The sequence below is a fragment of the Mesorhizobium sp. B4-1-4 genome (genome assembly GCF_006439395.2).
Classification (GTDB): domain Bacteria; phylum Pseudomonadota; class Alphaproteobacteria; order Rhizobiales; family Rhizobiaceae; genus Mesorhizobium.
The window spans coordinates 1825283-1848535 of record NZ_CP083950.1; the positions used below are offsets into that span (position 1 = coordinate 1825283).

Genomic DNA, 23253 nt, shown 5'->3' on the forward strand with positions numbered 1-23253 from the left:
TGAACACGATCGCACGAGTTCTCACTGAAGTAGCCATTCATTGTGATGACGAGGCGTCAGCGGCCCGGTCGCCGCGTTGGGCGCCGCGTTGCAAGTGTATGCTTGCGGGTGCCATCTCGATCGACGCACTTTAACTCTTTGTCTTGTGCGCCATTACGTCATCTTTCCCTGAACGCCTCCGAAGCAACCTTGGCGAGCGGGGAGAGCAAGTAATCGATGACGCGGCGGCTGTCGGTTTTGATTTCCACGGTCACCGTCATGCCCGAAGCCAGAGGGATCATCCCCCCGTCTATGTTGATAGCCTGTTCCTGAAGCGCGATGGTGACCGGGAAGACGAAGTTCTGGGGCTGGCCGGCCTGGCCGGCGGGCGCGGCGCCGGCCGTATTGGCGGCGGCTGCGGCGTTGGCGAAGCCACGCTTGGCCTCCTGCTCCTCGACCGCCGCGGAGGCGACGCGCGTGACCGTGCCGTGCAACACGCCAAAACGAGTGAAGGGGAAGGCGTCGACCTTGATGACCGCGCTCTGGCCGGGCTTGATGAAGCCGATGTCGAGGTTGGCGACGAGCGCCTCAACCTGAAGCGCCCGCGCCGTCGGCGCGACGACCAGGAGCTGCTGCCCGGTGGTCACGACTTGACCGACCGTGGTGACCGCGATCTCCTGTGCGATGCCGTCGATCGGCGAATAGAGCTTGGTATGCGCAAGGCGTGCGCTTGCCTTGATGACGGCCTGTTCGGCTTCGTCCGCTTTGCGCTCGGCGTCGGCGAGTTTGTTCTCGTTGTCGGCTGCGAATTGCGAGAGTGTCACGATCTTCTCGCTCGCGAGCTCTTTCAGCGCGGCATCGGTTTCGATCAGTTGCCCCTGGTCCGAGGCGAGCGACGATTGTGATTTTTCCAGCTGCTCCGTTGAGTCGTAGAGATTGACCTTGCTGCCGACCTGGCGATCGAGCGCCTCCTGACGGGTGCTGACGAGCTTTGTCAGCGTTTCGATCGCCTTGTTCTGGTAGGCGATGCTCATCCCGAGGCGCTGACGCGTCGCTTCCTTCTGCAGGCTCTGCTTGTCGAGGCTCTGCAAGGCGCCGATGAGCTGGTTGATGTCTGCCGTCAGCACTGAAGCCTCCCGCAGGCGTATCGCCTCCGGCAACTCGGTTCCCCACACGATTTGCGGCTGGGGGTCGGCCGCGGCTTGCGCTAACTGTGCGATTACGACCTCGTGCTCGTTCGCCTCGCCCGATCTCGCCGGACCATCGAGCACCGCGCGCGCCGTCGCGATAGCGAATCGCCGGCGCGCGATTTCGGCGAGGATCGCATCGAACTCATCGCGCTTCGCCTTCTCTTCCGCCGCCGCCTCAGCCGGATCCAACTCCAGAAGCAGGTCTCCCGCCCTCACGGGCTGTCCATTCTCGACGCGTATTGCGGCGATCTTGCCCGGGTCGAGCGGTTGAACCACCTTGGCATGGCCGGCCGTGTCGATTTTGCCGGGCGCCACGGCGTGCACGTCGAGCCGCCCGTAGAACGACCAGGCGAGCGCGGCCGCGAAGAAGGCGCAAATCGTCAACATGGTCACCGACGACAGCGGCGGTGCCGGCGTTTCCAGGATCTCGATCGCCGCCGGCAGGAATTCGCGATCGCGGCCGGAGATGACCGCGGGTCGGGCGGCCGGCTGTGGCGATGCGGGAGGGGGCGGCTCGGTTCTCTGGTTCATGCCCCGCCCCTCGCCTGATCCGACTGCAGCGCCCAGAGCCGGGCGTAGAGGCCGCCTTTGCGCGCGAGGAGTTCCTCGTGGCTTCCAATCTCGACGATCGCGCCCCTTTCCATTCCGACGATGCGCGTGCATGGGCGCACCGCCGCCAAGCGATGGGCGATGATCAGCACCGTGCGGCCGCGCACGATCGCGCGCATGTTCTCCTGGACGATGCGCTCGCTCTCGTAGTCCAGCGCCGAGGTCGCTTCGTCGAAGATAAGGATGCGCGGATTGGTGGCGAGCGCGCGGGCGATGGCGATGCGCTGGCGCTGTCCGCCCGAGAGATTGGCGCCGCGCTCCTCGATGATCGTGTCATAGCCCTGCGGCATCTGCGCGATGAACTCGTCGGCGCCGGCGAGCCTGGCCGCCTCAATAACCCATGCCCGCGCCACGGCGGGATCGCCGAGCGCGATGTTTTCGTGAATTGACCGGTTGAACAGGATGTTCTCCTGCAACACGACGCCGATCTGGCGGCGAAGCCAACCCGGATCGAGCTGGGCGATGTCGATGCCGTCGAGCATGATCTGGCCTGCCTGCGGCGAATAGAGCCGTTGCACCACCTTGACCAGCGTCGACTTGCCGGAGCCCGACGCACCGACAAAGCCGATGACTTCGCCCGGGGCGATCGACAGCGTGACATTGCGCAGCGCCTCAGCCGCGTCGGGCCGATAGCGAAGCGACACGCCGCGCAGGTCGATCCCGCCCCTCGGCGGCGGCAGCGTCAGCAGGTTCTGAGGCATCGGTTCTGGCGGCGTGTTCAGGATGTCGCCGAGCCGCGCCACCGAAACCTGCACCTGCTGGAAGTCCTGCCAGAGCTGAGCGAGGCGAAGAATCGGGGCAACGACCTGGGAGGCGATCATGTTGAACGCGATCAGTTCGCCGACCGTCATCGCGCCGTTGATCACCGCCTGTGCGCCGAAGAGCAGGATCAGCGCCGTCGTCACCTTGCTGACATACTGGATGAGGTTCTGTCCGAGCGCGCCGGTGACACCGGCATCGAACGAGGTGCGGACATAGGACGCGAGCCGCTCTTCCCATTGCGCCTGCATCATCGGCTCGACGCTCGCCGCCTTCAGCGTCGGCGCTCCGACAATCGATTCGACAAGAAACTGCTGCGAGCGCGCGCCGCGGTTGAACTTTTCATTGATCTGCTCGCGAAGAATCGGGCGGATCAGCACCGCAATCAGGAGATAGACGGGGATCGTCCCGAGCACCACCAGCGTCAGTGTGGGCGAATAGATGAACATCACGACGAAGAAGATCGCCGTGAAGACGAGGTCGAGCAGCGAGGTCAGGCCTTGTCCGGTTAGGAAGCCGCGGATCGTCTCGAGTTCGCGCACGCGCGCAACCGTCTGACCGGTTGCGCGCGTCTCGAAATAAGCGAGGGGCAGGCGAAAGAGGTGGTGGAACAGGCGCCGGCCGAGCTCGACATCCATTCGGTTGGTTGTATGGCTCAGCGTATAGGCGCGCAGGAATTGCAGGACCGACTCGAACAGTCCCAGCGTCATCAGGCCGACGATCAGCACCGTCAGGGTGGACACCCCCTTATGCACCAGCACCTTGTCGACGATGAGCTGGAAGAACACCGGCGTGATAAGCGCGAACAGCTGCACGAAGAGCGATGCGATCACGACCTGGGCGAGAGGCCGCCGGTAACGCAGGATCGAGGGCAGGAGCCAGCGGAATCCGAAAGTTCTGGGATCGGTTCCCGCGCCGCCAAGGCGGCGCGTGACCAGAACCACTTCGCCCGAGGAGAGCGCGGCAATGTCCTCGATCGGCAATTCCCGGGCAATGCGGACGATCGGATCGAGCAGCCGCGCGAGCCCCTTCGTGGGGGAGGCCGCCAGGACGCCGAAGGTGCCGTCCTTGAGGCCGATCATCGCGGGATAGGGAACGGCGGCAAGGCGCTTCGCCTTGACACTGCGCAGGACGCGCGAGCGCAGATCCAGACTGATGGCGCCGCGGACGATATCCTCGGCCGCGGCGAATCGCCCCGTCAGCGCGAGCTGATGGCGCATTTGCGCCGGGTCGGCGGCGATGCGGTAGTATCCCGCGATCACCGCCAGCCCGGCCAGGCCAGAATCCATCGGCGTGAATAGCGGCGGCGCGGGTTCGACCCTGGACAGCTCGGCCGGGGCACGCGCTGCCTCGGGCGGCTCGGCCTGCGCGCTCAGGTCGGTCATGTCGCTGTTCGCTTGGTCCACTGCCACCCCCAAAAAAGGGCCGAGCCGGGTTACCGGCTCGGCCGAAGCATCCCTAGACAGTGGGCGCTGTCAGGTTGATGTTGAGTGTGCCGGTCGAAGCCTCGACCAGGCTTCCGCTCTGGAGGTTGGTGCCGCTGCTGTACGCGTCATAGTCCTGCAGCGCGAGGTTGAACGCCATATTGACGTCGGAGCCTGCGATGAAGGTTCCGGCGCTCACCGGGCCCACGTCGAACGAGTGATTGGCGTTGTTGTAAGTCGTGTCGACGTTGGTAGCGACCAGGCGGTCGAACCCGTCGGCGGTGCTGGCGAGGATATAGACGCCAGGAATGTATTTGAGGCCCTCCACATCCACGCCCTTGACGTCCCCCGTCGGTGCGAAATTGAACGTCACGGACTCGGTCTTGCCGCCGGAGGTGATCGATTTCGTCCCAGTCCCGGTGAAATCGGCGAGGACTGTCTCATTACCACTGCTGTCAAAGGTCACGAGCTTGACTTCGGTGATCGCGTCCTGACCCGAATCGCTCGGGAACGTCCCTCCTTGGGCGAGCGGGCCTTGAACGACGTCGTAGGCGTCGAGGCGAATGTCGACGGTCGCGTTCGGGCCGCCCGACCCATTGACTTGGGCCAGGGTAAAGCCGCTGTCGTTGACCTCGTAGTGACCGGCATAGCCGAGAGTGCCGAGGGACTTCAGGTCGTTCGTGGTGTTGATCGAATGGACGTCGTTGACGAAGTCGATCCGGATGGCGTTGCCGTCCTTGACCGACTGGGCGTCAGTGCCGGTGCCGATCGAACTGGGGTTGACCGTGTCCGTGCCGGCAGTCTTGCCGGTGAAGACCACCGACATGCCCGGGGTGACCGGCTGCTTCGTCGTCGGGTTGAACGGCAACGAGAACCAGGCGTAGTCGCCTGCCGGAACGTCGGCGAAGTCGCTGAACAGGGTATGCGAGCCGTTGCCGATCGCCTGCAGCATGTCGAACGTGTACTGATTGTTGGCCGGATCGGTCGTGATGGTGAACACGTCGTCCGCAGCGTTCACGCCGGTGGAGTCGGTCGTCGCAGTCAGCGTGCCCGTGCCGAAGCCGAACAGGTAGATGGCCGACCCGTCCGCTGTTGTCAGGGGGGTCCCGGTCGCGCCGCTGTCGAGCTGGCCCGTGAGTTGCGAGCCGTTCGTGCCGGTGAAGGTCAGGGCGCCGAAGCCGTCGGCCCCGGCGTGGTCATCGATGTTCAGGGCGGAGTACGGATCATTCGCACCGCCAGTCAGGTTTTTGGTGGCCGTCGAGCCGGCGGCGTCCTGGATGTTGTCCGCACTGGCGATCGGCACCGGCGTGAAGTTTTCCGGCACGTCGTCGACGACCGTCACCGTCAGCGCCGCGAGGGCGGCGGTGGCCGTACTGCCGTCGGCGTCGGTCGCCTGGACGATCGAACCGAAGTCGATCTCGGTCGACTTCGAGTCGCTCGCGCCCGGCGCATGATCGACAGGCGCGTCGAGCGTGAAGGTGAAATCGCCGGCGTTCGCGCCGTTCTCGGTCAGCGCGAGCGTGAACACGGTGGTAGTAGCCGCTCCGACGGTGTAGGAGGCGGTCAAGGTGTCGGTGGTGGTATCGACCGAATAGGACAACGCGTGCCCGCCCGACTCGAGGTTCTGGCTCGTCAGGCTGGATGTATCGCTTGAAAGCCCGTAGGTGAGCGGCTTGTCGACGCCCGGGTTGAAGAGCGTCGAGACCGAGCCCGTGCCGGTGGTCGCGCTGGTCGGGTCGTCCAGCGCGACCAGTCCGTCCTCGTAGACCGTCTTCGCCACCGTGCTCGTGCTGGCGGTCGGCACGCTGTCCTCGAAGATGATGTGCGAGCCGACTTCCTGGGTCTCGGTGGTGGGCGTCGTCGTCGTCTGCGTTTGCGTGACGTTGAGGATGTCGAAACCCGCGCCCTTGGGCGGGTTGGTGTTTACGACCACGAACTGGTCGAATTGCGCGCCGCTCAGGGAGGTGAATCGGACCTTCTCGCCCACGGTGAGGCCGTTGACGATCCCATTGGGGGCGCTGGGGGGGCCGCCGAAGGTGATGCCGTTTTGTGCGCCAGCTATGGCCGAATCGGCGAGCAGGGTCGTCCCTCTGTAGACTTGGATGTCGCCGAGCGCGACCAGGTTGGTGGACGTGCTCGTCTCCGTGCTGCCGAATGGGGTGGTGGTGCTGGTCTCGTTCTGAGCAATGATCTGCACGTTCACCGACCTGCCAGTGGGGGTTACCTGGCTGATGTCGAAGCTCGCCCCCGTTCCTTCTGTATAGGCGAGGGTGTTGAGTGAACCGTCGGTGAGGAAGGCCTTGTCCTTCGTCGAGCCGCCCGAGAAACTCGAGACGAAATCGAAGCGCAAGGCCCCGCCGGGAGTGATCGACTGGGTGTTGCTGCCGTCACCGACCGAACTGGTGTTGACGGTGTCGGGGCTGGACGTGCTCGTGTCGAGCCCGGTCATGAGGACCTTCGCCGTTCCGTCGCTGCTCGTGAACGACAGCCAATAGTTTTGTCCGGGCTTCTTGGTGCCGATGTTGAACGATGTGGTGGTGGTGGAGCTGGACGATCCGCTGACGTAGACGTGGTCGGAGAGATTGAGGGTGTTGAGGTCCTCGCTCGCCGTGGGGTTCTTGTTGGTGAGGGCTTCGTACTGCACGACCCAGATCGTCGCGCCGCTGCTCGTTGGCTGCAGCAGGAGGGCGAAGGCGACCGTGCCGTTTGGGTCCGCGCCATCGACGTTCCCCTCGCGGCCGAGCACGATGTCGAGGTTCGAGTCGGAATAGAGGAAGATCTCGTTGCCGTCGATGGCCTTGGAGCCGGAGTCGACGCCGTTCAACGCCAAGCCGCTGCCGTCGGTGAATCGCAAATTCTGGTCGGTCGTGCTGACGATCGTCGTGTCCTCGGAGATGCCGATCGCCTTGGTCGTACCGCTGGCGGTGGTCGTATCGGGATAAATGCCGAGCGCCGTCAGCCTGTCCCCGAGCGGGGATGAAATATTGGTCTGGAAAGTGTATAGCGTGACGTTGTCGTCGGAATCGGTGGCGTCGCTGTCCGTCGCAAGAGTTGTCAGTCCTAGGTTTTCGTCCTCAATGACTTTGCCGAAGATGGTAATTGACATGGTGTACCTCCCTGCTCAGCGGCCAATGCGCCGGAGCGTTCCTGTTTGCAGTTGATTTCCGATGATCACTGAACCCATCCAAGCGGATGGGGCGGCGACGGCGGTGATGGTTTCCGCCGCGTTTGCCGTGGCCTGCACGAAGTCGGCCTGAAAGCTGACCTCCGGTGAGGTCAGTCCGCCCAGACCGTCGCGACTTGGAAGATATTGCGGCGTGGTGTTGGCGCTGTACGGCGCAACGGACCGATCGATATCGTCGTCCGTTAGGTCGGTGGGCTCGTCGACTAGGATGTCCTGGATCAGGATGTCGAGCGCCATCGAGATTCTCCCTGGTTTAATGCGGCAGGCGCAAATCGGCCCCAACGCCGGCAACCGGCCGCATGGGCGCGCATCCGCCGGCAAGGCAGGCGCTACGCGTCCTCGTTAAAGAAACTGGAGTAGTGGAATGGATCGGGGGAAGGGCGTCGAGGGCGTTCCAAGCCCTTCGCTCATGCCCCGATCAGGCATTTCTGCGAGGACGCATCCTGCGCGCGTGGATCATCCGCAGCCGGCGGATGCTATCAGGCAAGAAATAGGCCATGATGATGACCCCCTCCCTAGCACGCCCCCAATGTGGATGCCTGCCTCCCTTTATTAGCAAGAGCTAAAAAACTACTCCAATTTGTGGATAATTCAATATGCCTCTTGCATTTTGAAATAAATTGTGAGTCTAAACCGATTCAAACGAGCGGCAAACAAACCGCAGGGTCGCGGCAATGCTCGCCCGGCAAGCGTTTGAAAAGCAATGACAAGATCATAGGCTTGGGCCGCAGTTCATTGGGTCAACACTGACCGGCCTTGCCAGAAACGAATAAAATCAAGATGCTGGAAGCAAAACTCGCAATCGCGCCGATGATGGACTGGACGGATCGCCATTGCCGGTTCTTCCATCGCCAGCTGACGAGCCGTGCGCTGCTTTATACAGAAATGGTGGTCGCCGACGCAGTTATCCAAGGTGCGCGCGAAAGGCTGCTCGGCTTCGATGCGGCGGAACATCCCGTCGCCTTGCAGCTCGGCGGCTCTGATCCCGCAAAACTTGCCGAGGCGGCGCGCGTCGGCGAGGCCTTCGGGTATGACGAGATCAATCTCAACGTTGGTTGCCCGTCCGACCGCGTTCAGTCGGGCACATTCGGCGCCTGTCTGATGAAAGTGCCCGACCTCGTCGCCGACTGCGTCGCGGCGATGAAGGCGACGGTAGCAATACCCGTCGCGGTCAAGTGCCGGATCGGCGTTGACGAACAGGATCCGGAGCCGGCACTCGATGCGCTGGCGGACGGGGTTTTCGATGCCGGCGCCGACGCTTTGTGGGTGCATGCACGCAAGGCGTGGCTCGAAGGATTGAGTCCCAAGGAAAACCGGGACATCCCGCCGCTCGACTATAACAGGGTCTATCGGCTGAAGGCTGGAAAACCGAATAAATTCATCGGCATCAATGGCGGCATTCAGTCGCTTGAAGAAGCGCGCGTGCATCTCGACCATGTCGACGGCGCCATGCTTGGCCGCGCCGCCTACCACGCGCCCGGCATTCTGGCCGGCGTCGATGCCGCCTTCTACGGCGCGAAGCCCGAAGCGTTCGATTTCGCCGCGCTGATCGATGCGATGGCGGACTATGCGGCACACCACATCGAGCAGGGCGGGCGGCTGGGCCATGTCACCCGCCATATGGTCGGGCTGTTCCATGGGCTGCCCGGTGCGCGGCGCTACCGCCAGATCCTGTCGACGGACGCGACGCGGCCCGGTGCCGGGCCAGTCGTGCTGAAGAAGGCTTTCGAGGCTGTCGAGTTCGGCGGAGCCGCAGCCGAAGCGGCCTGACCTCAATCCCTGAGAATCATACGATCGCCGCGCACGTCGAAACCCGACAGCGAGCCGATGAAATTCATGCCGAGCAGGCTTTGGCTCAGCATGCCGGGCGCCGCGACCATCACCGACATGTCCTTGCGCACGATGCTGCCGATCGCCACTTGGTCGGTCTTCACAGCTGCGGCGCGTGCCATGCCGTTGGCTGTCGAAACCGGTATCGTGTAGTTGAGCGCGGCCGGATTGAAGCCGGCGGCCTGCGCGTCCTCCGAGGTCAACACGGTGCTGGTCGCGCCGGTGTCGACAACGGCCCTTACCGGATTGCCATTGATCAGGATGCGCGCTTCGAAATGACCGTTTTCGGCCTTGTCGAGGGTCACGGTGGCGTGACCGTCTTCGACGCCGAGCGCCAGCGGACTACCGGGAACGAGGCCGGCGGTGACCCGGCTGGCGATATCCTGCAGTTCGTAGCGATACTGATAGCCTGCGACCAGCGAGAGCACGATGGCCACCCAAGCGCCGAGGTTGCGGGCCATGGCGCCCAAGGGGCGGCCGGAGCGAAGCAGGCCGGCGCCGATGAGGGCGCCGAAGGCACCAAGCCAGATCAGCCGGCCGAAGTCGTAATTCTCGATGCCGAGCGTGCTGCCGGCGGAATCGTTGGTCATGAGCAGGACCACTCCTACCCCGATCACGGCCATCACTATCCAGAATAACCGGCCCATCAACGCCTCATCAAAGTGCGTCGCGTTCGCGCGCCATGCGGGTGCGGCGCGTTTCCCGGCGAGGCCGGCGCTCGACCGTTTCCAGCCGAGCCGGCAGTTCAGCCATCACATTGCGGCGTGCTTCCTGCGTCATGCTCATCCAGGCGCCGATTTCATCGCGCGTGCGGCCGCAACCGAAGCAGAAGCCGGTTTTCATATCGATCGAACAGACCAGGATGCAGGGAGATTCGATGACTGTCATGACTTTCTCTCGAGGGATCCGTGCGGAATCCGCTCTTCCACTCCCACATGGTGCAACGGCAAAGCCAATGCAAGCCCTCGCGATCACGCCTTCCGCGGCCGCCTTTGCGGCAACCAGGGACAATGATCAGGGAAGGTTGTGCCAATCGCGCAACGCGGCTATGCCGCTCACCAACTCCAGGAATGATTGCTCACGACATGACCAGCGCGCTGCCTTTCGACGATTTTCGCAACCTGCTCGACAACCTGCCTGCTGCCGATCTCAAAGCTGAAGCGCGGGTGCGCGCGCTGTTTGCCAAGGCCGACAAGCCACGCAATTCGCTCGGCCGCATCGAGGACATCGCCGCGTGGCTTGCCGCATGGAGCGGCCGGGCTCCGCCCGCGGTGACGAGGCCGTTGATGGCTGTCTTTGCCGGCAATCATGGCGTTGTCAGGCACGGGATTTCGCCACGGCCGGTGGCGGCTACCGCCAACGCGGTCGAGCTTTGCGCGGCCGGGGGTGCGGCGATCAACCAGATCTGCATTGCCAACGATCTCGGACTGAAGGTGTTCGATCTTGCCCTGCACATCCCGACCGGCGACATCATCGAGGATGCCGCGCTGGATGAACGCGGTTGCGCGGCCACCATGGCCTTTGGCATGGAGGCGATCGCCGGCGGCACTGACCTGCTTTGCCTTGGCGACCTCGGCGTCGGCAATTCCACCGTCGCCGCCGCCCTGCTCGCAGCGCTGTTCGGAGGCAGGGGTGCCGATTGGACTGGTCCAGGATCCGGCGCCGATGCGGCCATGCAGGCCCGCAAGGCGGAGGTGGTCGATGCGGCCCTGGCATTTCATGGCGGCCATCTCGAAGACCCGTTCGAAGTGCTGCGCAGGGTCGGCGGCCGCGAGTTCGCGGCGATAGCCGGCGCCATCCTCGCCGCGCGGATGCAGAACGTCCCGGTGGTGCTCGACGGCTTTGCGGCAACCGCGGCCGCGGCGGTGCTGTATGCCGCGAACGCCGCAGCCCTCGACCATTGTGTTCTCGCCAGCCTGTCGCCGGAGCCCGCGCATGCAAGGGCCGCGGAGTTGCTTGGCTTCCGGCCGCTGCTCGACCTGGGTATCAGCCACGGAGAAGGGGCAGGGGCAGCGCTTGCCGCGGGCCTGGTCAAGGCGGCGGCGCTGACCAGTTCGGGAATGGCAGCAGCAGTGCGGGGCTAGGCAGACTGCGCACTGAAATCTGCTACCGCCTGCGCGCCGCCACAGCCGCGGTCGGCAGCGCCGGTAATTCTTCCATCACTCGGCTCAGCGGGAAGATGGCGATCGCCTCTGTGCCCTCGCGCAATTTGGAATGGAGCTCGAACTCGCCGCCATGCATGGCGAGCAGCCCTTGCACGATGGGCAGGCCAAGGCCGGTGCCCTGTTCGGCGCTCTTGATGGCGATCGAGCCCTGGCCGAAGGCCGAAAGCACGACAGGGATCTCGTCCTCGGGAATGCCCGGGCCGTTGTCCTTGATCGAAATGTATTGCCCACCCCCAGCCGTCCAGCCGACGCGGACGCGGATTTCGCCGCCGGTGGCGGTGAACTTGATGGCATTGGACAGAAGGTTGAGCGTGATCTGCCGCACCGCGCGCTCGTCGGCGAACAGCCGTGGCAATGTCGGTTCGAAATCCTGGACGACGCGGATGTCCTTGTTGCGTGCCTTCAACTCCATCATATGGCAGCAATCCTCGACGATGTTGAGCAACATCACCGGTTCCTCGTTGAGCTGGTAGCGGCCGGCCTCGATGCGCGACAGATCGAGGATCTCGTTGATCAGATCAAGCAAATGCTGGCCGGAATCATGCACGTCGTGGGCGTAGTCGCGATAGGTGGGATTGCTCATCGGCCCCAGCACTTCGTTCGCCATCACTTCGGAAAAGCCGAGAATGGCATTGAGCGGCGTGCGCAATTCGTGGCTCATCGAAGCGAGGAAGCGCGACTTTGCCAGGTTGGCATCCTCGGCCCGCCGGCGTGCTTCGTCCGACATCGATTTCGCCGTTTCCAGTTCAGCGATCAGCGCGTCCTTTTCGGAGCGGAACGACAACAGCATCAAGGAGGAGCGATTGATGTGACGGGCGACATAGGCGAAGAAAGGCAACGACAGGGCAAGCAGCGCCGCCATGATCGCCTCGACCGGCATCCACAGCTTGGCCCCGGTATAGGCATAGAGCGCCACCGGTACGGCGAAGGTTGCCAACAGTGCGCCGCTGAGGGACGAGGCCATGACCGCCGTCCCGGCCATGGCAAGCAGCAGCACCACCGCCTTGACCACCTGGAACTGGTCGAGGGCGCAGGCGCCGCAGCCGAGCCAGACGAACCAGGCCCAGCCGAGACCGCAAAGGAAATGGCCGGCCAGGAACTCCCTTCGCGCCTGCGAGGGATTGATCTCGGAAGCCTCCGTCCGCTCTGTGCGCCGCGCCATGAAGGCGACGATCGTGTAGCAGGTGAGCGTGAACAGCGCCCAGAGCCCGATCTCGTTGCCGACGCCAGCGAACCGTCCCGCCGCGGCGATCGCCAGGACAAGCAGCGGGATGACCACGGCGCCGCTCGTCATGGCGCGGGCGTGGAGTTTCAGGAGTTCGCGGTCGAAATCGGGATTGCCCGCCTGCTGCGAAAGACGGTCGCGCGTCTTGCGCACCGCGCGCGCCACATCGCTGTTGCGATGCGGTTTCCTGCGGTCCACAATGAACTTGTCCGCTGTGTTCGAGCGTTGCAGGGGCATCAAAAACTTCAATTTAGGCGCGCAGCGATTTCAAGGCGTTAAGCTACGTTCGAATGATTAACCAACCGTTTGCCATATGAGCCGTTCCTGGTCGCCAAGGTCGCGCCGGCGGTACGCGGTGCCGCGCCCGAGAAGCCTGCGGCGCAAAATGCTGGACTATGGGCTGACCGTGATCATTCTGGGCCTGCTGATCCTGTTGGCGACGCGTCTCGATCGCGTGGAGACGCGTAAGACGCAAGGTGCGGCCATCATCAATGATGGCGATTCGATCACGCTCGGCACCGAACGCATCCGCATGCGCGGCATCGACGCCCCGGAATACACCCAGACCTGCCGCAAGAACGGCGCCGATTATCCCTGTGGTACGCTTGCGCGCCAATCGCTGGTGCGCCTGATCGCCAGCCGGCCGGTCACCTGCAGCGGCTGGCAACGCGATCGCTATGGCCGGTTACTCGGTCACTGCATGGCCGGCGGTACCGATCTCAACCGCGCTCAGGTCGAGGCTGGCTGGGCCGTCGCCTATGGCGATTTCGAAAACGAGCAAGCGATTGCGCGCGCGGCAAAGGTTGGTATCTGGGCGGGTACGTTCGACCAGCCGCAGGACTGGCGCGCCGGCCATCGCGGCGAGATTGTCGAGCGCAAGCACGGCACGCTGGCGTCGATCGGTGACGCCGTGCGAGAGATCTTTCGCTTCTGGTGAAGCGTATCTGGTGGAAGGGAAGGAGGATCGAATGAAACTCTTCGACGGCGGCCGGGCGCCCAACCCGCGGCGGGTTCGCGTTTTCCTCGCCGAGAAGGGGATCTCGGTTCCGCTCGTATCCATCGACATGGGCGCGCTGGAGCACAAGAACGAAGCGGTGAGTTCGCGCAATCCTTTGCAACGCCTGCCGGTGCTGGAGCTTGACGACGGCACCGTCATCACCGAATCCGTCGCCATCTGCCGCTATTTCGAGGAGTTGCACCCGGAGCCAGCCCTGTTCGGACGTGGCGCGCTCGGCAAGGCACAGGTCGAGATGTGGCAAAGACGGATGGAGTTCAATTTGCTCAGTTGCGTCGCCCAGGCCTTTCGCCATATTCATCCGGCGATGAAGGAATGGGAAATCCCACAGATCCCCGAATGGGGCGAGGCCAACAAGCCGAAGGCGGTCGCGTTCCTGAAACTCCTCGACGGAGAGTTGGCCAATCGGGAGTTCGCCGCCGGCGACAGCTATTCGATTGCCGACATTACCGGCCTGATCGCGATCGACTTCATGAAGCCGGCACGGATCAAGGTGCCGGAGGAATGCACCAATGTGCTGCGTTGGCATCAGGCGATCTCCAGCCGGCCGAGTGCCGCCGCTTGAGCGTGGAATTGGACAGATTCGCCGCGACGGTCCGCGCCTGCCGCATCTGCGTCGAAAATCCCATCGGCAAGCCACTGCGGCATGAGCCGCGACCGGTGCTGCGGCCATCATCCAGCGCCCGCATTCTGATCGCCAGCCAGGCGCCAGGAACCAAGGTACACCTGTCGGGCATGCCGTTCACCGATGCCTCCGGCGACCGGCTGCGGAGCTGGCTTGGTGTGACCAGCGATGAATTCTACGACATCGACAAATTCGCCATCGTGCCGATGGGCTTCTGCTTTCCCGGCCAGGATGCCAAGGGCGGTGACCTGCCGCCAAGGCGCGAATGCGCGCCGGCCTGGCGCGCGCCTTTGATGGCCTTGATGTCGAAGATCGACCTGGTGCTGACGATCGGCATCTATGCTCAGTCCTGGCATATGGGCGCCGCGCGCCGTCCCTCGGTGACGGAAACGATGATGGACTGGCGGGCCATATGGGACAATTCCGTTGGCCCGAAAGTGCTGCCGCTGCCACATCCGTCCTGGCGCAACACCGGCTGGCTGAAGCAGAATCCATGGTTTGAAATGGATTTGCTGCCTTTCCTGCGGTCGGAAATCCGCTATCGCATCGGCTAAGCGTTCAGCAAGAAATCACTCGCTTTCAAGGCAATCGGCAGAATTTCTTTCTTGTGAATGGCCTGAATAAAAGGGAATATAGCGAAACTATTCCCCAGGAGCCCCCGATGGACCGCCTTGACCGAAAAATTCTCCGCCTCCTGCAGGAGGACGCGACGCTCGCTGTCGCCGATGTCGCCAAGAAGGTCGGCCTGTCGACCACGCCTTGCTGGCGCCGCATCCAAAAACTCGAGGAGGAGGGTGTCATCAAGCGGCGCGTCGCCATTCTCGACCACGAGAAGGTCAATGTGCGCGTCACCGTTTTCGTGTCGATCCGCACCAATTCGCACAGCCATGAATGGCTGCGGCGGTTTTCCGAAGTCATCCAGGAATTTCCCGAGGTCGTCGAGTTCTACCGCATGAGCGGCGACGTCGACTATCTGCTGCGCGTCGTGGTGCCCGACATCGCCGCTTACGACGCGTTCTACAAGCGGCTGATCGCCAAGATCGAAATCCGCGACGTGTCCTCGTCCTTCGCCATGGAGCAGATCAAATACACCACCGAAATCCCGCTCGACTACATGGTGTTGGACAAGGAATCAGGCGCCAACGCCGCCTAAGCGTCGATCCGATCAGTTCTTCTTCTTGTTGAGGAATGTCCAGGGCGAGTTCACCGGCAGGGTGATGGTGTCAGACACAGTGTCGACCCCGACCACCTCCGCCTTGCGGACGGTGTAACCGGACTGAATGACGTTGACGCCATCGAGAATGAACAGCTGGCTTTTCTCCATGTCCGGCTTCAGGGCACCTGTGACAGCGACCGGCTGGTAAGCTTCCGACATCTTGTAGGGATGGGCTGGTGTGACCAGTACGATCTGGTTGGGCGGCGGCGTCGGCATGTGGCTGCATGCGCCCGTCCACGGCACCAACAGGAACTGATAGACGAGGTCGCCGTCGCGATCGACCGGCAATGCATAGCCGGCTAATTGTATGATCTTGTCCTGCAGGCCAAGGGACAGCGTCTCGCCATGGTCGGGCAATTTTGCCGCGATCATCGGCAGGCCGGCATCTTCGGCAAGCGCCTGGGTGGCCGGGCGCAAATCCTTCCAGAAGATGTGCATGGTCGCGGCCGAGGCTCCGGCAACGGAGAGAGACAGCGCCGCCGCGAGCGCTATGATCGACTTGAAACAGTTCATGGCCGCTTCCCTTGCTGGGGAGTAAAGACTTCGAGGCCAATGGCGTCAATGCTCGAGCCTCATCACATATCGGCGAGAGCCGGCCATCCCGGTCTCGTTGAAACCGCGAGCAGCAAACATGTCGCGAAAGCCCATGAAACGGTAGCTCGGTGACGCCTCGTCCACCGGATAGGCCTCAATGACGCGCGCCCCCTTGGTGAAGGCGTGCTCGATGGCCGCATCGAGCAATGCCGAAGCAAGCCCGCCGCCGCGCAAAGCCCTTGGCACGTAGAAGCAGACGATCGACCAGACGCCCGTCTCGGCGTCGTCCTGCTGCCTTGAAAGCTTGCGATAGGTCTCGCGCGGCGCGACCGAGCACCAGGCGACGGCCTTTCCGTCGATATGGGCGAGGATGCCGACCGGCGTGCCGGCGTCGATGAGCGCCATCATCCGACGTTTCTTCTCGTCGTTCTGGATATGCTCGCGACCGGCGTGTCGCCAGGCCATGCACCAGCAATATTTCGGCGCACCGGGCTGCTCGAACAAGGTCTCGAAGCTGACGCGTGTTGCCGGTGTCACCTCGGTGAAACGGATATCGGCGTATTCAGATTTTTCTGGCGGCGAGGCGTTCGAGCGTCTTGGCATCTGACAGTTCCTTCGCGGCATCCTTGCCGACCCAACGCCTGGTCTTGTCGCTGGAAACCGCAAGTTTCTGCGCCAGGGCGAGGGCAGGAGCATGCAACGTCACCGATCGCTTACCGATCTGCCGCAGCGCCCAATTGACCGCTTTCCTGACGAAATTGCGTTCATCACCGGCTTGGGCGTCGATCAATCGCAGATAAGGCAGGAACGTCGCGTCAGGTTCCTTCTTCAGATGCACCGCCGCCCATGCCAGCATCGCAAAGGCCGTGCGGCGGACGAATTCGCGCTCGTCGGCCGCGAACTCTTCGATCAGTTCACGCCAGAACGGCGTGTCCCCGAACAGGTCCGACACAGTGTCGACAACTTCCCAGGAATCGAAATCGCCGGCCCAGCGGCGGCATTCCTCAATTGTGATCTCCTTTGGCTCACCTGTGAAAGCCGCGATCAGCCTCGCTTCGCGAATGCCGCTGTCCCACAGCGCCAGGGACCGTTCGTGGTTGCGCTTCAGCTTGCGCGCCAAGGGCCGCAAATCCGCATTGCCAACACCGAGCGCGGTCGCGGTGTTGATGCCGAACCGCGCCATGCCGCGGCGATTCTCCTCGGTGCCGATCGAGCGCAGATGCGCGACGACCTCCTGCGCGGTCCAGCCTGGAGAGGGCAGGGACATGGGCGCCTACTTCTCCAGCCGCGCCAGCAGCGAGGACGTGTCCCAACGCTTGCCGCCCATGGCCTGCACGTCCTTGTAGAACTGGTCGACAAGCGCGGTCACCGGCAGCTTGGCGCCGTTGCGGTCGGCTTCCGCCAGGCAGATGCCGAGGTCCTTGCGCATCCAGTCGACGGCGAAACCGAAATCGTATTTACCGGCATTCATGGTCTTGTGCCGGTTCTCCATCTGCCAGGAGCCGGCCGCGCCCTTGGAGATCACCTCGATCACCTTCTCGATGTCGAGACCGGCCTTCTTGCCGAAATGGATGCCTTCCGACAGTCCCTGCACCAGCCCGGCGATGCAGATCTGGTTGATCATCTTGGTGAGCTGGCCGGCGCCTGCCGACCCCATCAGTCCGACCATACGGGCGTAGGCGTCGATGACCGGCCTGGCCTTGTCGAAGGTAGCCTGGTCGCCACCGACCATGACCGTCAGCACGCCGTTCTCGGCACCAGCCTGGCCGCCGGAAACCGGCGCGTCGAGAAATGAGAATCCGCTCGATTGCGCGGCTTGTGCCAGTTCGCGCGCGACTTCTGCCGAAGCCGTCGTGTTGTCGATGAAGATGGAGCCTTTCTTCATCGCCTTGAAGGCGCCTTCGGGACCAGTCGTCACCGACCGCAGATCGTCATCATTGCCGACACAGGAGAAGACGAAATCCTTGCCCTCGGCAGCCTGCGCCGGTGTCGCGGCAAAGCTGCCGCCATGTTGAGCGACCCATTGTTCGGCTTTCGCGCGGGTGCGGTTATAGACGATGACGTCGTGGCCGCCCTTGTTTTTCAGGTGCCCGGCCATGGGGTAGCCCATGACGCCAAGACCGAGAAATGCCACCGATGCCATGCTTTTTCCTTCCGACGGAATAGAGATTTCAGTTGCGGAAGCTCTAGGCCATGCGGCGAATTCGTCAAGGCGCGCGCCACCGCATCGACTGGTGCAGACTGATGACAGATCGCTTAAACGCGTGGCGTCGCACGCATCAGCGGTGTAGGTGGACCGTGATCCGCCGTTCGATCCATTCGACCCCGTGGCGCAGGATCTCGACCATCACCAGATAGACGATGGCGACCCAGACATAGGCCTGGAAGTCGAAGGATTTGGCGTAGGCGAGCTTCGCGTTGCCCATCAGGTCGTAGACTGTGATGATGGCGACGATGGCCGAGGCCTTGATCATCAGAACCAGTTCATTGCCGTAGGGTCGCAACGCCACGATGATCGCCTGTGGCAGGATGACCTTGCGCAATGTCTGCAGCTTGTGCAGACCAAGCGAGGCGGCGCCCTCCCACTGGCCCCTGGGCACGCTTTCGATGGCACCGCGCAGGATTTCGGCCTGGTAGGCGGCGGTGTTGAGCGCGAAGGCAAACACACCGCAGTTGAAGGCGTCGCGGAAGAACCACCACAGTCCGACGGATTCGAGCTGCACCCGGAAAGAGCCCACGCCGTAATAGACCAGATAGACCTGTACGAGCAGCGGCGTGCCGCGGAAGAAATAGACGTAACAGTAGGCGATGCCGGACAGGATCCGGTTCTTCGACATGCGGCCATAGGTGACGGGCAATGAAAGGATCGCGCCGACCACCATCGAAATCGACACGAGCGCCAGCGTGGTTCCCAGCCCTTGCAGATAGGCCGGCGCATACCTGGCGAAGAATTCGCCGTTCCAGGAATAGAAAAGATACGCAACGATACCGAGGCCGAAGAGAATCCACAGGCCGACAAGCGCATATCCCACGATGCGGGTGCGCGGCCAGCCGCGAGCCGGCGGTGGAGGCCGTTCGACCGCGATCGCTTCCGTGATGCTCATCGCGCCTCCCTCCGCCCCAGCGAGCGCAAGATAAACCCGGTGGCGATCGACGACAGGATCGCCAGGACGAGGAAGACCAGCGCGGCGAAGCTATAGAAGAGGAACGAATGCTTGGTGACGCGCGCCGCCACGCCGGCGTTGCGCAAGGTCTCGGCGAGGTTGACCACAGAAACCAGGGCGGTGTCCTTGAGCAGGCTCAGCCAGCAATTCTCGAGACCGGGGAAGGCGATGCGCAGCAACTGGGGCAAGATCACCTTGCGCATGGTCAGCCACTTCGACAGCCCGATCGCATAGCCACCCTCATACTGGCCCTTTGGAATGGCGCGAAAGGCCGAAAGGAATACCTCGCTGGCATAGGACGAAAAGATCAACGAAAGCACGATCATGCCGGCGACGAAGCTGTCCACATCGATCGTCGCCTCGGGCTTGAAGAAGCGGATGATGTATTGCAGCAAGATGGGCATGCCGAAGAAGAACAGGAACAGCGTCACCAATTCCGGCAGGCCGCGAAACACGGTGGTGTATATGTTGGCCGCCAGCCGCAGCGACGGTTCTTCGGACTGCTTGGCCCAGGCGACGAAAAAGCCGATCGTCAGGCCGATCGGCAGTGTTGCAAGGGCGAGCGCGATGGTGACCATCGCGCCATAGGCAATATCGTCACTCCAGCCATCGGGGCCCCAACTGAGAAGTGTCCAAATGCTTTGGGCCGGCATTTACGGGTCTTGTCTCCGTGGCGATCCCGGGATGAGTGAAAGGCGGCGAGAAATTCCTCACCGCCCTCAGCGCAATTATCAGGACTCGGCGCCGTAGACGTCGAACTTGAAATACTTGTCGTTGATTTCCTTGTATTTTCCATTGGCGCGGATGGCGTCGATGGCGGCATTGAGCTTGTTGACCAGGTCGGTCTCGCCCTTGCGTACAGCAATGCCGGCGCCCGGTCCAAAAATCTCGACAGGTTGCGGCTTCGGTTGACCGAGGATCTTGCAGCAGGCGCCGTCAGGCGAATCCAGCCATTGCTGCAGGACCACGATGTCGTCCTCGATGGCGTCAAGGCGTCCATTGGCGAGATCGGCCTGCTCCTCGGGGCTGCTCGGATAGCCCTTGACGGTGCTGTCGGTGTAGGTCTTCGAGGCATAGTTGAAGTGCGTGGTCGTGGTGGCGACGCCGATCGTCTTGCCGGCTAGGTCTTCCTTGGTCACGCCTTTCAACGTGCTGTCCTTCGGCACTGCGAGCGCCGATGGCGTGTTGTAGTATTTGTGCGAGAAGTCGACCTTCTGCTGGCGCTCCGGGGTGATCGACATCGAGGCGACGATGGCATCGAACTTGCCGGCCTGAAGCGCCGGGATGATACCGTCCCAATCCTGGGCGACGAAGGTGCACTTGACCTTCATTTCATCGCAAAGCGCTTTGGCGATGTCGATGTCGAAGCCGACGAGTTGGCCATCAGCGGTGAGATTGTTGAATGGAGGGTAGGCGCCTTCGGTGCCGATCCTCAGGGTCTTTTCCTGGGCCTGGGCTACGCCGAGCGTCAGCAGCGCAGCCGATGCGGCGAGCGCGATACGCAGTGCAATACGCATGATAGTCCTCTCTTTATGGTCCCGGCCGTCGTTCCGAAACGGCTCTGTGGGGCGGTGCTTTTGACCGCCCGCTGAAGCGATACTCCCATTCTTTTCAAGAAAAAAGCAACTGCAAAACCACCCAAATCGGTCATGAGGTTCTGCCGTTACGTTACATCTGAAGCAACGAGACCGGTCGTGCGTTCGATGAAGTCGACTATCGATTTTACGTCATCGAGGTCGAATACCGGCAGGCTCTTGTCCGCAACGACGAAATCCGCGGCGACCGCGATAACATTGGGATCACCCGCCGAAAGCGGGGTCCGGTCCTTCGCTTCCAGTCGCCTGGTTTCGATCTTGCAGTGGGATTCGCGCTTGTAGCCTTCGACCAGCACGATGTCGCATGGGGCAAGTCGTGCCAGAATATCGGTCAAGGAAGGTTCATTCTCGCCACGCAATTCGTGCATCAGCGCCCAGCGATTGCCGGACACGATCGCCACCTCGGAGGCGCCGGCCTGCCGATGGCGGAAGCTGTCCGCGCCGGGCTTGTCGATGTCGAAATCATGATGGGCATGCTTGACCGTCGAGACCTTCCAGCCGCGCCGCACAAGCTCTGCGACCAGCTTTTCGGTCAGTGTGGTCTTGCCGGAGTTTTTCCAGCCGGTGATGCCGAAGACGCGCCTGTTCATAACGTCATGCTGTGCAACAGACGCACGGCGTGGGCAAGGTCGTCCGGCACATTGATGTTGAAAAAAGGATCGAGCGGCTGGCCGGCGGATTGGAGGACCGGAAAGGCCACCTCGACATGGCCGTACCGCTCGACAAAAGCCGAAACCCGCCTGTTGTCCTCATCGACCAGGAAATGCCACAAGGCGTCGCGGCATCCGGTCGGCCACAGCGCGAAGGTCGGGTGTCGCCGGCCGGCCGAAGAGGCGACGGCGATCTTCCCGGGATACTTACCGGCTGCCGCGGCCAGGCGATCGACGAGATCGAGCGGCAGGAAAGGTGTATCGCCGGCAGCGGTGACGATCGCCTTGCAAGGCGTGCTGGCAACCGCCCATTCAAGGCCAGCCAGGATTCCGGCAAGCGGTCCGGCAAAGCCTTCGACCGTGTCGGCAAGCACCGGCAGTCCGAACCGGGCAAAGCGCGCCGGGTCGCCATTGGCGCTCAGCGCCAGGCTTTCCATCTGCGGACCAAAGCGCGACAGGACCTGATCAAGCACGCGGCCACTGCCAAGCGGCAACAGGCTCTTGTCGCCGCCTCCCATCCGCCTCGATTGGCCGCCAGCCAGAATGATCCCCGCGACATCTCGCTTCATGCCACCCAGCCTGTACGCCAGCCGCCGGAAATCGCAAGCAACTTCGAGGGCTAGATTCCATCCGGCGCCATGGCCGGTCCCGTGCTTTCAGCGACGATCCTTCGCCGGCCGACCACCCGCTCACGATAAAGCGCATAGAGGCCCGAGCCGACGACGATTGTAGCGCCGGCGGTCATCGGCATGTCCGGTATGTCGCCGAAGACGATCAGGCCCAGCAGAATGGACCAGAGGAGCGCCGTATAGCGGAATGGCGCGATGAAGGAGATTTCGCCCGAACGCATCGCCATGATGATGAATTGATAGCCGATGAGCACAAGAACGGCCGCCAGCGCCAGCAGCGCCGTGCTTTTGCCGGTCATCGGCGTCCACCCGCCCATCGGCGACAGCAGCACCGCGCCGACGACGGTCATTGCGAGTGCGGTGGCGGTCGAGACCAGCATCGTCGGCACGGTTTGAGGAATGCGCTTGGTGGCGAGATCGCGCACGGTGCAGCATGCGACGCTGGCCAGCGCCACAAGGGAATAGACGCTGAAGCCATCGAAACCCGGCCGCACGATGACCAGCACGCCGGCAAACCCCGTGGCGATCGCCAGCCAGCGTCGCCAGCCGACCGCTTCGCCGAAGAATAGCGCGGCACCCATCGTCACCGCCAGCGGCAGCGCCTGAAGAACGGCCGAAACGCTGCCGATCGGCAGATGGGCGAGCGCCACGAGAAACGACACGGTGGCGCCCGCTTCGCCAAGCACGCGGATTGCCACCAGCGGCTGCAGCATCAGACGCGGCTGCGAAAGCGCGCCCCGTTGCCAGGCCAGCAGGCCGACGAAAAGCGAGGCGAATGCGCCTCTGATCAGCATGACCTGCGCCATGTTCATCGATTGCGAAGAATATTTGGTGATGGCGTCGTTGAGCGTGAAGCCAACCATCGCCACCATCATGAACAACGCGCCGCGAAGATTTGGAGAAAGAGGCAAGACATCTACCGGTTGCTTTGGCAGCAAGCCTGTAACAGTTCGCCAGGAAAGAGCAACGGCAAAGGACTGTACCAGGACAGGGGCATCCACGATCGCCGGCATGGAATCATATTCTGGATTGGCCGTGGTCGGGAGGCGGCTTCGCCTCCCGCAAGCTGTCCGGCCACGACGATGCTATTTCTTCGGCGTCAGCACCTCGGTGCCGTTACCTTCCTTACCGGCGATCGTCCACAGGCCATGCAGCGAGCCATCCTCCTCGACCTTGTAGACGACGAGGCCGATATCCTTGTCCATGACATAGCCGGCGGAGAATGCATTGTCGTTGCGCATGCAGATGCCGTCGGAAAAAGAACCGCCGGTCTCCCAATGGATGGTGCAGGTGGTCCCGCTGGTGAGCGTGATGGTGGCTTCGCCGCCATAGGACGAGCCGTCGAAATTGGTGCCGGCGACGGTGTAGGTCCCACCGATCGACTGGGCAGCCGCCGGCAGGGCGGCGAGGCCGAGCATTGCGAACGAAACAAGAATTTGGCGTCTCATGTAATCCCCCAA

Annotated in this window: 24 protein-coding genes; 6 read left to right on the top strand and 18 right to left on the bottom strand. The window is 62.9% G+C overall.

Annotated elements, in window-relative coordinates:
- Positions 1-158: 158 nt before the first annotated feature.
- The 4 genes from FJW03_RS08770 to FJW03_RS08785 form a co-directional block, all read right to left on the bottom strand.
- Positions 159-1700, bottom strand: a complete 1542-nt coding sequence (locus FJW03_RS08770) for an HlyD family type I secretion periplasmic adaptor subunit (RefSeq protein WP_140760198.1) — start codon at positions 1698-1700, stop codon at positions 159-161.
- Positions 1697-3826, bottom strand: a complete 2130-nt coding sequence (locus tag FJW03_RS08775) for a type I secretion system permease/ATPase (RefSeq protein ID WP_140760381.1) — start codon at positions 3824-3826, stop codon at positions 1697-1699. Before FJW03_RS08775 ends, FJW03_RS08770 begins: the two co-directional genes overlap by 4 nt.
- Positions 3827-3995: 169 nt before the next feature.
- Positions 3996-7067 carry a beta strand repeat-containing protein gene (locus FJW03_RS08780; RefSeq protein ID WP_140760200.1) on the bottom strand — a complete coding sequence of 1024 codons (3072 nt, stop codon included), beginning with the start codon at positions 7065-7067 and terminating at the stop codon, positions 3996-3998.
- A 15-nt stretch (positions 7068-7082) separates the two neighbouring features.
- Positions 7083-7382: a hypothetical protein gene (locus tag FJW03_RS08785; RefSeq protein ID WP_140760202.1), complete on the bottom strand. Its 300-nt coding sequence runs from the start codon at positions 7380-7382 to the stop codon at positions 7083-7085.
- A gap of 543 nt (positions 7383-7925) precedes the next feature.
- On the opposite strand from FJW03_RS08785, the gene dusA reads away from it, so the two are divergent.
- Positions 7926-8915, top strand: coding sequence for a tRNA dihydrouridine(20/20a) synthase DusA (gene dusA, locus FJW03_RS08790; protein ID WP_140760204.1), 990 nt, complete (start codon positions 7926-7928; stop codon positions 8913-8915).
- A gap of 2 nt (positions 8916-8917) precedes the next feature.
- Here the strand turns inward: dusA and FJW03_RS08795 are convergent, their stop codons facing one another.
- Complete coding sequence (locus tag FJW03_RS08795; protein WP_140760207.1) at positions 8918-9622, bottom strand: TIGR02281 family clan AA aspartic protease; 705 nt, start codon at positions 9620-9622, stop codon at positions 8918-8920.
- 10 nt (positions 9623-9632) lie between these two features.
- Positions 9633-9863 carry a DUF1289 domain-containing protein gene (locus FJW03_RS08800; protein ID WP_140760209.1) on the bottom strand — a complete coding sequence of 77 codons (231 nt, stop codon included), beginning with the start codon at positions 9861-9863 and terminating at the stop codon, positions 9633-9635.
- 197 nt (positions 9864-10060) lie between these two features.
- On the opposite strand from FJW03_RS08800, the gene FJW03_RS08805 reads away from it, so the two are divergent.
- Positions 10061-11059, top strand: a complete 999-nt coding sequence (locus FJW03_RS08805) for a nicotinate-nucleotide--dimethylbenzimidazole phosphoribosyltransferase (RefSeq protein ID WP_140760211.1) — start codon at positions 10061-10063, stop codon at positions 11057-11059.
- 22 nt (positions 11060-11081) lie between these two features.
- Here the strand turns inward: FJW03_RS08805 and FJW03_RS08810 are convergent, their stop codons facing one another.
- Positions 11082-12602, bottom strand: a complete 1521-nt coding sequence (locus FJW03_RS08810; protein WP_140760214.1) for a sensor histidine kinase — start codon at positions 12600-12602, stop codon at positions 11082-11084.
- Positions 12603-12678: 76 nt separating this feature from the next.
- On the opposite strand from FJW03_RS08810, the gene FJW03_RS08815 reads away from it, so the two are divergent.
- From FJW03_RS08815 to FJW03_RS08830, 4 genes are all read left to right on the top strand, one after another.
- Positions 12679-13302, top strand: coding sequence for a thermonuclease family protein (locus tag FJW03_RS08815; RefSeq protein ID WP_140760216.1), 624 nt, complete (start codon positions 12679-12681; stop codon positions 13300-13302).
- A gap of 31 nt (positions 13303-13333) precedes the next feature.
- Positions 13334-13945 carry a glutathione S-transferase gene (locus tag FJW03_RS08820; RefSeq protein WP_140760219.1) on the top strand — a complete coding sequence of 204 codons (612 nt, stop codon included), beginning with the start codon at positions 13334-13336 and terminating at the stop codon, positions 13943-13945.
- The gene (locus tag FJW03_RS08825) at positions 13885-14559 is read left to right on the top strand and encodes a uracil-DNA glycosylase family protein (protein ID WP_140760221.1); all 675 of its coding nucleotides are present in this window, start codon (positions 13885-13887) and stop codon (positions 14557-14559) included. Before FJW03_RS08820 ends, FJW03_RS08825 begins: the two co-directional genes overlap by 61 nt.
- A 107-nt stretch (positions 14560-14666) precedes the next feature.
- Complete coding sequence (locus FJW03_RS08830; protein ID WP_006205209.1) at positions 14667-15158, top strand: Lrp/AsnC family transcriptional regulator; 492 nt, start codon at positions 14667-14669, stop codon at positions 15156-15158.
- A 12-nt stretch (positions 15159-15170) separates the two neighbouring features.
- Here the strand turns inward: FJW03_RS08830 and FJW03_RS08835 are convergent, their stop codons facing one another.
- From FJW03_RS08835 to FJW03_RS08885, 11 genes are all read right to left on the bottom strand, one after another.
- Positions 15171-15734 (bottom strand): DUF3299 domain-containing protein, encoded by a 564-nt coding sequence (locus tag FJW03_RS08835; RefSeq protein WP_140760223.1) that lies wholly within the window; start codon positions 15732-15734, stop codon positions 15171-15173.
- A 45-nt stretch (positions 15735-15779) separates the two neighbouring features.
- On the bottom strand, positions 15780-16358 hold the full coding sequence (locus FJW03_RS08840; protein ID WP_140760225.1) for a GNAT family N-acetyltransferase: 579 nt from the start codon (positions 16356-16358) through the stop codon (positions 15780-15782).
- Positions 16318-17022 carry a DNA alkylation repair protein gene (locus FJW03_RS08845; RefSeq protein ID WP_140760227.1) on the bottom strand — a complete coding sequence of 235 codons (705 nt, stop codon included), beginning with the start codon at positions 17020-17022 and terminating at the stop codon, positions 16318-16320. Before FJW03_RS08845 ends, FJW03_RS08840 begins: the two co-directional genes overlap by 41 nt.
- 6 nt (positions 17023-17028) lie before the next feature.
- Positions 17029-17898, bottom strand: a complete 870-nt coding sequence (locus tag FJW03_RS08850; RefSeq protein WP_140760229.1) for an NAD(P)-dependent oxidoreductase — start codon at positions 17896-17898, stop codon at positions 17029-17031.
- 136 nt (positions 17899-18034) lie between these two features.
- Positions 18035-18859 (bottom strand): ABC transporter permease, encoded by an 825-nt coding sequence (locus tag FJW03_RS08855; protein WP_140760232.1) that lies wholly within the window; start codon positions 18857-18859, stop codon positions 18035-18037.
- Positions 18856-19572: an ABC transporter permease gene (locus FJW03_RS08860; RefSeq protein WP_140606938.1), complete on the bottom strand. Its 717-nt coding sequence runs from the start codon at positions 19570-19572 to the stop codon at positions 18856-18858. Before FJW03_RS08860 ends, FJW03_RS08855 begins: the two co-directional genes overlap by 4 nt.
- Positions 19573-19650: 78 nt before the next feature.
- Complete coding sequence (locus tag FJW03_RS08865) at positions 19651-20436, bottom strand: ABC transporter substrate-binding protein (RefSeq protein ID WP_140606937.1); 786 nt, start codon at positions 20434-20436, stop codon at positions 19651-19653.
- A 146-nt stretch (positions 20437-20582) separates the two neighbouring features.
- Positions 20583-21104 (bottom strand): molybdopterin-guanine dinucleotide biosynthesis protein B, encoded by a 522-nt coding sequence (gene mobB, locus FJW03_RS08870; RefSeq protein WP_140606936.1) that lies wholly within the window; start codon positions 21102-21104, stop codon positions 20583-20585.
- Positions 21101-21733, bottom strand: coding sequence for a molybdenum cofactor guanylyltransferase MobA (gene mobA, locus FJW03_RS08875; protein ID WP_140760234.1), 633 nt, complete (start codon positions 21731-21733; stop codon positions 21101-21103). Before mobA ends, mobB begins: the two co-directional genes overlap by 4 nt.
- A gap of 50 nt (positions 21734-21783) precedes the next feature.
- Positions 21784-22704: a DMT family transporter gene (locus FJW03_RS08880; RefSeq protein WP_140760236.1), complete on the bottom strand. Its 921-nt coding sequence runs from the start codon at positions 22702-22704 to the stop codon at positions 21784-21786.
- Between the two features lie 174 nt (positions 22705-22878).
- Positions 22879-23241 carry an oxysterol-binding protein gene (locus tag FJW03_RS08885; protein ID WP_140760238.1) on the bottom strand — a complete coding sequence of 121 codons (363 nt, stop codon included), beginning with the start codon at positions 23239-23241 and terminating at the stop codon, positions 22879-22881.
- Positions 23242-23253: the final 12 nt, after the last annotated feature.

Coding starts and splice junctions, on each gene's coding strand:
- FJW03_RS08780 (WP_140760200.1), bottom strand. CDS start 7,067: ATGTCAATTACCATCTTCGGCAAAGTCATTGAGGACGAAAACCTAGGA.
- FJW03_RS08795 (WP_140760207.1), bottom strand. CDS start 9,622: ATGGGCCGGTTATTCTGGATAGTGATGGCCGTGATCGGGGTAGGAGTG.
- FJW03_RS08800 (WP_140760209.1), bottom strand. CDS start 9,863: ATGACAGTCATCGAATCTCCCTGCATCCTGGTCTGTTCGATCGATATG.
- dusA (WP_140760204.1), top strand. CDS start 7,926: ATGCTGGAAGCAAAACTCGCAATCGCGCCGATGATGGACTGGACGGAT.
- mobB (WP_140606936.1), bottom strand. CDS start 21,104: ATGAACAGGCGCGTCTTCGGCATCACCGGCTGGAAAAACTCCGGCAAG.
- FJW03_RS08830 (WP_006205209.1), top strand. CDS start 14,667: ATGGACCGCCTTGACCGAAAAATTCTCCGCCTCCTGCAGGAGGACGCG.
- FJW03_RS08850 (WP_140760229.1), bottom strand. CDS start 17,898: ATGGCATCGGTGGCATTTCTCGGTCTTGGCGTCATGGGCTACCCCATG.
- FJW03_RS08860 (WP_140606938.1), bottom strand. CDS start 19,572: ATGCCGGCCCAAAGCATTTGGACACTTCTCAGTTGGGGCCCCGATGGC.
- FJW03_RS08775 (WP_140760381.1), bottom strand. CDS start 3,826: ATGGATTCTGGCCTGGCCGGGCTGGCGGTGATCGCGGGATACTACCGC.
- FJW03_RS08840 (WP_140760225.1), bottom strand. CDS start 16,358: ATGCCAAGACGCTCGAACGCCTCGCCGCCAGAAAAATCTGAATACGCC.
- FJW03_RS08805 (WP_140760211.1), top strand. CDS start 10,061: ATGACCAGCGCGCTGCCTTTCGACGATTTTCGCAACCTGCTCGACAAC.
- FJW03_RS08835 (WP_140760223.1), bottom strand. CDS start 15,734: ATGAACTGTTTCAAGTCGATCATAGCGCTCGCGGCGGCGCTGTCTCTC.
- mobA (WP_140760234.1), bottom strand. CDS start 21,733: ATGAAGCGAGATGTCGCGGGGATCATTCTGGCTGGCGGCCAATCGAGG.
- FJW03_RS08770 (WP_140760198.1), bottom strand. CDS start 1,700: ATGAACCAGAGAACCGAGCCGCCCCCTCCCGCATCGCCACAGCCGGCC.
- FJW03_RS08785 (WP_140760202.1), bottom strand. CDS start 7,382: ATGGCGCTCGACATCCTGATCCAGGACATCCTAGTCGACGAGCCCACC.
- FJW03_RS08845 (WP_140760227.1), bottom strand. CDS start 17,022: ATGTCCCTGCCCTCTCCAGGCTGGACCGCGCAGGAGGTCGTCGCGCAT.
- FJW03_RS08810 (WP_140760214.1), bottom strand. CDS start 12,602: ATGCCCCTGCAACGCTCGAACACAGCGGACAAGTTCATTGTGGACCGC.
- FJW03_RS08815 (WP_140760216.1), top strand. CDS start 12,679: ATGAGCCGTTCCTGGTCGCCAAGGTCGCGCCGGCGGTACGCGGTGCCG.
- FJW03_RS08825 (WP_140760221.1), top strand. CDS start 13,885: ATGCACCAATGTGCTGCGTTGGCATCAGGCGATCTCCAGCCGGCCGAG.
- FJW03_RS08820 (WP_140760219.1), top strand. CDS start 13,334: ATGAAACTCTTCGACGGCGGCCGGGCGCCCAACCCGCGGCGGGTTCGC.
- FJW03_RS08885 (WP_140760238.1), bottom strand. CDS start 23,241: ATGAGACGCCAAATTCTTGTTTCGTTCGCAATGCTCGGCCTCGCCGCC.
- FJW03_RS08865 (WP_140606937.1), bottom strand. CDS start 20,436: ATGCGTATTGCACTGCGTATCGCGCTCGCCGCATCGGCTGCGCTGCTG.
- FJW03_RS08855 (WP_140760232.1), bottom strand. CDS start 18,859: ATGAGCATCACGGAAGCGATCGCGGTCGAACGGCCTCCACCGCCGGCT.